Genomic DNA, 11,577 nt, shown 5'->3' with positions numbered 1-11,577 from the left:
CTATTAGTAAAATCATCAAATAAATCACAACCTTTCCAAAAAATGGTTACAAACAAAACAAATAATAGAATTTTTTTCATCTATCTAAAATAAACAAAAAACTCAGTATTGCTACTGAGTTTTTTTATGTTGTAAATAATAGGTTATTGCAATGTAAGCAAGTGCGATTCCGGATAAATTTGCCATCAAATCGACAAAATCAAAACTACGATGTAATGATGTTAAAACGCCTTGTAAAATTTCGATAAGGAAACTAATCAAAAACGGAATTATCATCAAGCGTAGGTTTGTTAATTTGTAGCTGACAAATAATAATATCGTCATCAATCCAAACATTCCACAATGTACAACTTTATCTAAATTATCAATCTCCAAGAAGATTTCTAATTCTTTGATTGTACTTAATTTTGAGAAATTCTCTTGTGGAAGCAAGGTCAAATAAAACACCAAGCCTACATAAGCAAAGAATATTATTTGTTTTGTCTTATGCACCGATTAATTCACCGTAAGCAGCTGCGTCTAATAAAGCATCTAATTGAGAAGCATCTTCAATTTTCACTTTGATGATCCATCCTTTTCCGTAAGGATCAGTGTTAATTAATTCTGGTTCTCCTTCTAATTCTGTATTGAATTCTACTACTTCTCCACTAATTGGCATAAATAAATCAGAAACTGTTTTTACTGCTTCTACTGTCCCAAAAACTTCTTCTTGACCTAAAGTTTCTCCTTCAGTTTCTACATCAACATAAACGATATCTCCTAACTCTCCTTGTGCGAAAGCTGTAATACCGATAGTTGCTACGTCTCCTTCTACAGAAATCCACTCGTGATCTTTACTGTACTTTAAATTGTTTGGAATGCTCATACTGTTTGTTTTATTGTTTTTAATTTCCGAATGTAAAGGTAGCACTAAATCCGGCACGAATTTGAGAAATTGGAAAAGCTGTTGAAATTTTATATTTGCTCATCATCTGATCCCAATAGAATCTCAAGTTCAAATTCTTGCTCACATTATAATCTGCCGTCAACTTGAACGACATAATTCGTTGTCCACCTGTTATTTGCGAATCACCATAAATACTTGTTGGTGTATCTGGATTCTGTAAATCGTCAAAGTTATAAATTACTTTTCTGATTGTTGTTTGATTATCTCTTAACGAAAAATCTCCTCGAATATTCAAATCTCCTTTTACCGTTTTTTGACTTCCTTGGTAACGAATCTTCATCTTGAAATCTTTGAAAATATAACCAAATCCTATAATATATTCCGATCCATAATCTTCTGTATACGTATAATTTGTTGTACTTAAAGACAATAAACGATCTCTGTTATATTGCGCTCTCAACTGCATACTGTTACGGAACGTTAAATCTACTCCTAACAATGGCGAGAACGATTCGATCATCGTTACAGCTCCATATAAATTCTGCGTATAGAAATTTCCGTTCTCATCTCTTCCTGTCACTTGTCCGCCAGACATAATACCTGTATCTAACATAAAGTTTGGATTCGACTGAACTCCTGTTGCTGTATACGTTGAATTATACGCACTCGAAATTTCGACATTATCAAAATATTTATTGACAATTGGAATAGATTTTAAACCTGTATACGCCACTCTCCAGTTCGGAACTGGAATAGATCGATTGTATCCTAATTTTGAAGAACCTGCATCTTTTCCTTGTACTGCAGCTAAAAAGGCTGGTAAAAGAACATCAGAACTTCTTGCGTTAAAGCCTTCATAATATCCCATTCCATCTTTGTTTCCACTTCCTCTTTTTTGTGCTAAGCGCTCAGAAATAGTTTTGGTATTCGTTAAGAATTGATCAAAAATAGCATCACCATCTTTAAAAGCTGTTTTGATGTTAACTGTCGAAATATTAAGATTTGTTAATTCGTCTATGTAAGGATTTGCCACATCAAGATTAAATCCTGAATGATAAATACGGCGATCTTTCATGCGTTTTGCATTCAAATCTATTCGTAAATCTGGAATAGGTTCAATTAATGCTGTTGCATTAAAATCAGTTCCTTTTGTAATTTGATAAGCATCTGTCATCAACTCATCTCCTACAATTAAACCTCTTTCAACTAACTGACGTTTGATATCGAATTGTGTTCCGTATACAAAACCTAAACTTGGTCCGTTTTTACCATCAACACCAAAGAAACCTGGCTCGTATAATAATCCTGGAATTACAGCTCCGTTGCGTTGATTATACGTAAAATTCGCACGTTTTAATGATGATAAAACCATCCAACCATAATCTTTGGCTGTAAATTTATGTTTGAATTTGTACGCTGATTTCTTATTTGTTCGACGTTTTTTAGAGAATAATGTTGTGTAAACTGTATTCAATGAATCAATCTCTTGACGACGACCTTTCAAAATAGAATCGTAACGTTTGTAACCTTTAAATTCTGGATAGAATTTCGCGAAATCTAAATCTCCAATCAAATTGATTGAATTTGAATTCTGTGCCGTTCCTTTTCCTAAATTAACTGGTCGAGTTGAAGTTGATCCATCTGGATTAATCACTTCTGTTTCGAAATTACGATAAGCTGTCGAAGTTGCCATCCAGTTATAATTTGACGTAAAACCTGTTTCGACATTCATCCAATTTAAATACGGGAAGAATTTCAATGGTAATTTATAATTCACCTGAAATTGCTGATCATATTGCACAGGACGACCAATGGTAAACATGTTTTGCCAAATCATATCTTGATCTGCACGTTGGAAAGTCGTTCCATCATTCAACGTCATGGTTGAAGATGTTAAATCTAAACGCAATGATTTTGTTAAATCAAACCCTAAATTATATTGCCAATTGAACAAGAAATTGTTACTGTACGTTGGACGAATCAAACTTGAAGATCCACCTCCTAAATATTGACTAATATCACGGTATTGTCTTTCGCTGTATGTACGCGCAATTTCGGTACGGAAAGAGAATCGTGTTGGCAATGGATTGATATTAAACTCTCGAATAAATTGTAAATATTTGCTCGATTCTTCTTTTGGTTGAACCATTCTCCATTTTTTAAATGGTTCGTATGATTTTCCTCTAAATCCGTATGTATAATTCAACGAAGCTCTCAGTTGCTGATTAACGTTGTATTGTGTATAGATATCACGATAATAATTATCCGAATACATCATCGACAAAGAGAAGTTCGATGGATCATAAAAACGAACAGGATTATTGTTATTCGTTGATCTAACTTTGCGAACATTGTTAAATGCAAAACTTTTGTATTGCGTATAAGTTCGAACAACTTTTTCTAATTCAGCTTTATTAGGCGCTTCATCAAAAATAATATCGTTGTCTAACGGATTGTATTTTGGATCGACAAAACTTTCTTGAATCGTAAAATCGAACGGAATTTCCATTCCCCATTTCTTCGGCAAGAATTTGTCTAATTTTACTTGTGCATTCAAGGCATATTGCAATGATTCGTCTTGATTACGATTCGCAGGACCTTGATCTATCGCTCCAAATCCTACAGAACTTGTACTTCCCGAAACTTGAACATTGGCAAAATCTCCTAAATTAAATTGCACATTGGCTGCTGCTGCATATCCACCTTTGTTATCAATTTCGCTTAAACGAAGTTCGTTCACCCAAAGTAATACTTCTTTTTCTGAAGAGCCAGAAGTGTTACGTACCCCAATCATAATCGATGATACATTACCAAGTGTTGGACGTCCTTTTACGTAAACTGTTTTGTTTGGATTTTCTTGATCGAACGCAAAATTAAAACGTTGCAATGTACTGAAGCCATCTAAATCCCTTTGTTTTTTTGCATCTGTAAACAAGTCTGTATTCAGATCAATAAAGTTTTCATCTGGCCAAACTGCACTTTCTGTTGTTGCGCTTTGAGGGGTGTACTTCAACGGCATTTCGTATTCGTAGTAGTTATCAGTATAATCACTACCTACACGAATAAATAATTTTGTTCCATCATCAACAGCATTCGACGTTCTGTCTAATAAGTTTTGTGCCGATACAAACATTTGCAATTTTTTGTATCGTCTCAAATCTAAATTCGTATTCTTAAAAATTGCTTTTGATGTACTACCTGGTTTAAACTTCGCTTTCAATGTCATCGAAGCTTCGTTCTGAGATTGATATCCAGTCGCTCCTTGCGTTTGCTCGCGATAAACTCCTGGAGGCATCATATATCGTGGACGATCAGTTCCGTTACGTTCAATACTTACTTCACCAACTTCTAAATCGTCGATATTTTTATCATCTTCGTAACCTTCTTGATTACTAATAATATAAGGGTAAATATTTTTTGTGTAACGACGCCATTCCGAACGAACTAAATCAAAAGTACCGAAACGAAGTGTTGTTTCTTCCTCAAACCCACGCATTACCATACGCATAAAACGAGCAGCAGTTAAAACGCTTTCCGCTTGTGCAATAGAGGCATCATTGTTCAACTCTTCTACTCCGTCTCCATCAATATCTAAATCGAAGTTATCAACAGGAATACGAACTTGGTACCATTTTACTTTCTGCGAAGATTTATCTGGAAATTCACCATCAACTTCTTTTCTTCCAACAATAAATTTATTGTTTGGATCTTCTAAACTTTGACGATCAATTTTTAAGGTATACTGATTATAATTCTCCGTTTGATCTAAGTTAAAGTCGCCATTAATATCTTCTGTATCTGGCACTAATGAAGAAGCATGTAAAGGATTATCCGTTGAATTGTTTCCTTGAGGATTTCTAAAATAACGGTAACGATCTTGGACTGTATTTCCGATAGAAGCTCCTCTAAAACGATCATCTAAGAAGAATAAATAGTTATCATTTGCAGGATCTAATTCCCCTGTAACTAAATTATTACTTGTAATTCCGTATCGTTGAGCTTCTTCATCATCAGTCAATCCATTGTATCCTAAATCTTGTTGTTTACGTGCAGCTCCTTCTGTATCGAATGCATATAAAATAGGATTCAATTGAGGTGTTAATCCCCATTTTGAAGAAACTGTAGCAGCTCCATTGCCTGAATGTGGCAATCCATTTTCGTACATCATTTCGCCGTCTTTCAAGACATCTTCCGAAACATTTCCTAAATGCACTAACAATTCTCCTTCTCCCCCTTTTCCATCTGCATATGGGTCCATCATCCAAAATTCGATGTATTCAACATTCGAATCCTTGAAGTTAGAAACCGAAATAGGTCGCATCATTGCTCCCCAATTTTTGGTATCTGTTGCATTTGGATTGATGTTATATGGACCACGTTCTTGCGGATAAAATGTCATATCCAATGTACTGATATACGAGTTGGTTCCTGCCATGACATCACGTTGATCAAAAAGTTCTTTCAACTTAACTCGACGTGCCATGTGCGATGACATTTCTTTATCTGACAAAGGTGAACTACCTCCAAGTCCATAAAAACGAGGATCTATCGAATACCATGACATCATACGACGACCATTATTAAAGGATAAATCGTCATTTTTCATTCCATTCGGGAAGAATGGGTGGTAACCAGACGCTGAATATCCCGCAGGTTTTCCTGGTGTAGATCCAAATTTCCATGAACCAACATCCAATAAACTGATACGAGATTGTGCATCTTCAAAATCATCAATGTAAGAATATCCTCCTGTAACATTGTTGACACCTGGCATTAAGTAAGCAGCTTCTGCCTGAACATTAATGTTCGACATTTCATCTGTTTTGATTCCAGGAATTTTATTGGTTAAACGCGTTAACCACTCAGCTTCTGAGTTATATTGTGTATTAAGTCCAAAAATAGTATTATTAACAGGTTCTGAACCAAATTGTGTTTTTTGTGTAACAGGACGTTCTTGGTAATTGATTAATGTACCTCCCAACATAAATTTATCGCTAAAATTATGTTCGACATTAATTCCCATGAAACGTTTTTTCTGTAAATTAAATGTAGATTGATTCTCTAATGCCACATTAATTGGTGCACCAGAGTTTTTCAATTGTTCGTTGATGATTTTTACACGTCCTAATTGATAATCGACTGTATAATCAACACCTTCTGTTAAGGTTGCTCCACCAGAAGTTACTTTTACAGAACCTTGCGGCACATTGAAAGCTCCTAAAGGAATACCATCAGAAACTGTTCCTTTGTAACGACCTTCTAAGGTATAACGATTGGCTAACTTTTCGCCAGAAAGTGTATTTGGTAATTGACGATAAATCTCATTGAAAACGTATTCTTGATTTTGCCCTTGTAACTTATTATCCAAATATTTACCAAAAGGTTCAACAGAAGTAAAAATAATATTTCCTCTTTCTGTGTCAATGGTAAGCCCAGACTCAAAATCGAATAAACCATCTCCTTTACTTCCATCAGGGTTTTGTTGTAATTGTCCGTTCGAATTTAAACGGTCCATATTCAACACTTGTAACAATGATTGTTCTGAAACGGCAGAATTTGGTAGATAATTTAATGTTCCTGAAGATTGTTCTCCATTATCTTTGAAATTTACATTTAACATAAAATCTTCACTCGAAACACCATAAGCATTTAACGAGTAAATATTTTTCATCATCAAATCCCACATTGGCGAAGCCACGTTTACAGCTGAATTTGGCTTAATTAATTTCGCAATAATTGGTTTGTCTGTTTGATCAGACATTTGTCCAACGGTATACAATTTCCCAGGATCAGAACTTGTTGTATACTGAAAAGATACCGCTAATAAATCTTCACCATCAATCAAAGGTGTATTCAACGAAATGTATCCCAATTTTGGATAGAATGTAAATTCGGATGCATCAAGTTTTCGAACGTTTTCGTTGACGATAAAGTTCTCTCCATCTTGAAATTGTTCTCCATTGTAAGAAAATCCATTCAAATAACTTCTCGCGTCACTAATCTTTGAAAAACCTTGCGAATTGATCGAATTAAATAAAGTATTGCTATCGTTATTTGGAGTTGAATTACTTTCGGCAATATCTCGTAAAGCAATAACCGAACGTCTTGTTTGCTGATTACCTCCAGATTTATCAACTTTCCAAACTTCTATTCGCTGGATATTGATATTACTGTTAACTGCAGGATAATTCGCTAAAGCTCTATCATAACTATTTCTGAAATATTGACCTAAGAAGAAGTGTCTGTTGTATTCGTATTTTTCGGCAGCAACTTTAAAATCTGTCATTACACCACCACCTTGTACCACGATATTTTTCGATTCCGAACGTTGTTCTGAGAACACAGCCGATACATTTGTACGACCAAATTTCAGATCTGTTCGAACTCCAAAAAGTGATTGAGCACCTGTAATTAACGAAGTACTAAGTGGCATCGAAATATTACCAACCTCTATATTTTGTAAAATATCATCTTCACCAGCAAATGGATCCAACTTAGTTCCTAAGGCTTTGCGCCATTGAAGTTTCATTTGATTTTCGAAACCGAATCCAGCTTGCGTATCATAATTAACTTTCAATTGTAAGTTTTCACCTACTTTTCCCAAAATACTCAACTGCATACGTTGGTTAAGATCCATCGTAAGGGTTTGTCTATTTTGCGGCAAAAGCATCGGGTTATCAATCTTTTGTAAGAAAACCCCTAAGTCTAAATTAGCGTAACCTTGTGGTGTTAAGGAAATTTCTGAACCTCCAAAAATAGTTTCGAAAGCTTTAGACTTGATTCTAAAACTTGGTAAAATATTACTGTCCTTTTTCCCTTCTTTATCTCCAAAACGTTGCTCACGATAATATTGATCATTTGTTTGAGATTTAGTACGGAAGTAATTTTTCATGTCTTGATTCTGAACCAATGCCAAATACTCTTGACGTGTCAAATAAATTGGTTCGGAAACTAAACTTGTTCCTATTTGAGGATATAAGATATACTGACGCTTAATCGCATCATACTGTACATCGTATGTTATTTGATTATCTAAAAACAATCCACCTTTTTGATCGCGCATAGGAAACTTGAGTGTATCACTTTCCTGTGCCATCACATCGCCCATAGCTCCCATTGCAAAAAGGAAACACAATGCTGCTATAGTAGAGCCTTTACGAATAGTTTTTGGTTCGTTATGAATCTTCATTAAATTTTCTTCAAGGTTTCTTTTACTAAGAATTCTACATCTGCATCTGGTTGATCTTGTAGGATTTTGTCCATGATTTTCTCTGCAGATTTTTTAGGAATTCCTAAAACTTCTAAAGCAGATAACGCTTCATTCTTCGATTTATTTTTGACCGAAGTAGAATTAACATCTAATATTAAACTTTGATCCAGTTTATCTTTCAAATCAATGATAATTCGTTGAGCTGTTTTGGCTCCGATTCCTTTTACGCTTTGTAGCAATTTGGCATCTTCTGTTGCGATTGCTGTAACGATTTCTTTAGACGATAAAGTCGAAATAATCATCATTCCAGAAGCTGGACCAACACCATTAACACTAATTAATTTCTGAAAAATTTCTCGTTCTTCTTTCGTTGCAAACCCATAAAGTATATGCGCATCTTCGCGAACAATCAAATGTGTGAAAATTGTAACCGCTTCTTCGTGTTCTAAAGTAGAATAGGTATTCAGTGAAATATTAACCCAATATCCTACACCATTGCAATCTATTACAGCATTTGTTGGATAAATCTCGATTAATTTACCTCTTAATTGTGTTATCATTTTGACGTTTATTTAGTTACACTATATAGAGTGATAACGTCAAAAATACAATTTATTTTGGAAGGGTGAAAGGGTTACTTTTTCTGATTTTTATATTCGACGTGTAATCTTCCCCTTGTTAAGAACACTTAAAAGTAGAGTTTTTATTTAACCAGTAGTGCATTTGTATTAGATTGTATATAAAAGTTGTACAACCTGCTAAAAAGCAGTAAATTGTAGTTACTACACAAACAATTCAATGCACAACTTTAGAGCAAATTACGATAAAATTTTAGAAGTATTAAAGAGTTTAGATCTTGAAAGTGAGAATTTTTTATTTCAGATACGAAAGCCCAGGTTATCTGACTTGGAAATAGTTGCCCTAAATCTGACTTCAGAATACATGAGTATTGATAGTGAATATCAACTTTTTAGAATATTACCTTCTGATATTAAGTCACTTATAGAACGCAGTGTTTATAATAGACGAAAAAGAAGATTATTTATACATATGGAACGGATTCGAAAACTGTTAGCAGAAAAATTTAATGGTTCTGAAAAGTATTTTATTGTGGATAGCATGCCTTTAGAAGTTTGCAAATTATCAAGAAGCTCACGTAGCAAAATATGCAGAGAAACCGATTATGCAATTCCAAATAAAGGTTATTGTGCTTCACAGAAAATGCATTATTATGGGTATAAACTTCATGCGGTTTGCTCAGCGGAAGGTGTCTTTCAAAGTTTTGATATTAGTCCAGCATCAGTGCATGATATTCATTATCTGAAAGATATAAAACAACAATTTAAAAATTGTACGCTATTAGGTGATAAAGGATATTTATCCGCAGAATGGCAATTGGATTTGTTTACATCACACAATATTAAGCTGGAAGTTCCTATGAGAACAAATCAAAAAAACTATAAAGATCAACCTTTTGTAATACGCAAATACAGAAAAAGGATAGAAACGTTATTCTCTCAATTATGCGATCAGTTCATGATTAGACGTAATTATGCTAAAAGCTTTTTAGGGTTTAAAACAAGGATACTATCAAAAATACTAACGCTTACTATTATTCAATCAATAAACAGAAACCAAAATAGAAATATTAACAACTTAAAAATTAATATTAACTAAATGCACTACGGGTTTTTTATTTAATATTATTGTATTATTATTTTGATTAATTTGAAATGTTGGAAAATCATTAGGATTTTTGACCTTACCATATTTCAATAAAAAGTTTCTAGGAGAAAGATATTGCAAAGAACTATGTGGTCTTTCATTGTTATACATCCACATCCAAATTTCTGTATAATTTTTCATTTCTTTGATATTTTCAAATAAATAAGCATTTAAAAAATCTGTTCTAAAAGTTCTATTAAATCTTTCAATCAACGAGTTTTGCGTAGGTTTCCCAGGTTGAATATAATATAATTCAATGGCTTTTTTTTGACAAAATAGTTTTAGTTTTTCAGCAATAAATTCTGGACCATTATCTACTCTAATTTTCTCAGGTTTCCCTCGCCATTCGATTAGTTTTTCTAGTTCAGAAATTACTTTAGCTGAAGGTAAGCTTGTGTCGATACAAATACTCAAAATTTCTCGATTAAAATCGTCTATAATATTCAAACTTCTCACGCTTTTTCCGTTTTCTAAACTATCATGCATGAAATCCATACTCCACGTTACATTTGGATAAATCGGACGTAAAAGCGGCTCTTTAATCCTTGCAGGAAGTCTTTTTTTACGTTTATTACGTAGGTTAAGTTTCATCGAAGTATAAATTCGATAAACTCGTTTATGGTTCCAAGTAAAGCCTAAATTTCGTAAACGATAATGCATCATCCAAAAGCCCCAAGTTTGATGCTCGTTGGATAGTGCTATCAATTGAAAACGTATTTTATCATCCTCATCTTTACGTACTTTTTGATAATAAAAAACGGATGTTCTTAAGCTAAATAGACGACAAGCCCTGCGAGAACTTAGTTGATGTTTTGCTTTTGAATACAACACCAATTCTCGTTTTTCACAAGGCGTTATAGCTTTTTTTCGATAACATCTTTTAAAACTACGTTTTCTAAAGTAAGCTCTGCTACAATTTTTTTATATTGGGACAATTGCTTCTCTAGTTCCTTTAATTGAGCTAATTGATGGGCTTCCATTCCGCCATATTTACTCTTCCATTTATAAAAAGTGGGTTGGCTTATTCCATGTTCACGACAAATTTCATTGACTGTTTTGCCTTGATTTTGTTCAGATAAGATCTTGACGATCTGAACTTCTGTAAAATTGCTTTGTTTCATAATTATCCCTAAGTTAATAAACTATATTTTTAAACGTTCCGGTTTTTAGGGAAGATTACAGACGTATTTATCAATACTATAATAAGTCAGTGTCGAAAATATTAAAGAATATATAAATGAGTATACTACATAAGCTAAATTTTTCCACCAAGGTAGCACCCATATATTACTAAATGTACCGAGTAAAAGAATAAAGCTAATAATTATACACATTAAAATGATTACCTTCTTAAAAAAGGGTAAATAAATATCTTTTTTAAAATAGTAATCTTTTATTAATTGAAAAGGAAACAGAATAAATAAGAGAAATATAAAATTATATTATAAGATAATCTTTTCCATAAACATAATAGAAGAATTCAGAAAAAGAATTAATATCAAAATCGTAATAAATGTATTTTTGATAAAATATTGCATCAAACAAAAATAGCAATCGAAATAAATTTAATAATGGCATTATTAAACAAATTACCATATTACATATAATCTTTTCTACCATAAAATTAATACTCATTTAAAGAATTAAGCCTAAGGTATAAAAAAATTACATACAATGATCGTCCATACTATTTAGCTGAAGCGCTTCTTTGGCTCGCGAGATAAACGGAATATCTAATTCGAATCCGCGAAGAATA

General features: G+C 33.2%; 7 protein-coding genes. 1 reads left to right on the top strand and 6 read right to left on the bottom strand.

What is annotated here, in order from left to right; all coding sequences use genetic code 11:
• Positions 1-111: 111 nt before the first annotated feature.
• The 4 genes from Q0616_RS08880 to ruvA are packed head-to-tail and all read right to left on the bottom strand — an operon-like array spanning position 112 to position 8,656.
• Positions 112-492 carry a VanZ family protein gene (locus Q0616_RS08880; protein ID WP_188319276.1) on the bottom strand — a complete coding sequence of 127 codons (381 nt, stop codon included), beginning with the start codon at positions 490-492 and terminating at the stop codon, positions 112-114.
• Positions 485-865 (bottom strand): glycine cleavage system protein GcvH, encoded by a 381-nt coding sequence (gene gcvH / locus Q0616_RS08875; RefSeq protein ID WP_038335019.1) that lies wholly within the window; start codon positions 863-865, stop codon positions 485-487. Before gcvH ends, Q0616_RS08880 begins: the two co-directional genes overlap by 8 nt.
• A 19-nt stretch (positions 866-884) precedes the next feature.
• Positions 885-8,075, bottom strand: coding sequence for a cell surface protein SprA (sprA, locus tag Q0616_RS08870; protein WP_298776574.1), 7,191 nt, complete (start codon positions 8,073-8,075; stop codon positions 885-887).
• The gene (ruvA, locus tag Q0616_RS08865) at positions 8,075-8,656 is read right to left on the bottom strand and encodes a Holliday junction branch migration protein RuvA (protein WP_298776571.1); all 582 of its coding nucleotides are present in this window, start codon (positions 8,654-8,656) and stop codon (positions 8,075-8,077) included. Before ruvA ends, sprA begins: the two co-directional genes overlap by 1 nt.
• 238 nt (positions 8,657-8,894) lie before the next feature.
• Here ruvA and Q0616_RS08860 point away from each other — a divergent pair, with 238 nt between their 5' ends.
• On the top strand, positions 8,895-9,773 hold the full coding sequence (locus Q0616_RS08860; protein WP_298776568.1) for an IS982 family transposase: 879 nt from the start codon (positions 8,895-8,897) through the stop codon (positions 9,771-9,773).
• Here Q0616_RS08860 and Q0616_RS08855 read toward each other — a convergent pair.
• Together Q0616_RS08855 and Q0616_RS08850 are read right to left on the bottom strand one after the other, a co-directional pair.
• Positions 9,753-10,652 carry an IS3 family transposase gene (locus Q0616_RS08855; RefSeq protein WP_298776566.1) on the bottom strand — a complete coding sequence of 300 codons (900 nt, stop codon included), beginning with the start codon at positions 10,650-10,652 and terminating at the stop codon, positions 9,753-9,755. The two genes, Q0616_RS08860 and Q0616_RS08855, sit on opposite strands and share 21 nt — an antisense overlap.
• 23 nt (positions 10,653-10,675) lie before the next feature.
• Entirely contained in the window at positions 10,676-10,942 is a 267-nt protein-coding gene (locus tag Q0616_RS08850) for a transposase (RefSeq protein ID WP_038336637.1), read from the bottom strand.
• Positions 10,943-11,577: the final 635 nt, after the last annotated feature.

This window comes from uncultured Empedobacter sp. (genome assembly GCF_937930195.1).
Taxonomy (GTDB): Bacteria; Bacteroidota; Bacteroidia; order Flavobacteriales; family Weeksellaceae; genus Empedobacter; species Empedobacter stercoris.
Note: the sequence above shows the minus strand (reverse complement) of the source record. Positions and strands in the feature narration are given on the sequence as shown.

Excerpts from the sequence above, each read along its gene's own strand:
- gcvH (WP_038335019.1), bottom strand. The coding sequence starts at position 865 with ATGAGCATTCCAAACAATTTAAAGTACAGTAAAGATCACGAGTGGATT.
- sprA (WP_298776574.1), bottom strand. The coding sequence starts at position 8,075 with ATGAAGATTCATAACGAACCAAAAACTATTCGTAAAGGCTCTACTATA.
- ruvA (WP_298776571.1), bottom strand. The coding sequence starts at position 8,656 with ATGATAACACAATTAAGAGGTAAATTAATCGAGATTTATCCAACAAAT.
- Q0616_RS08860 (WP_298776568.1), top strand. The coding sequence starts at position 8,895 with ATGCACAACTTTAGAGCAAATTACGATAAAATTTTAGAAGTATTAAAG.
- Q0616_RS08850 (WP_038336637.1), bottom strand. The coding sequence starts at position 10,942 with ATGAAACAAAGCAATTTTACAGAAGTTCAGATCGTCAAGATCTTATCT.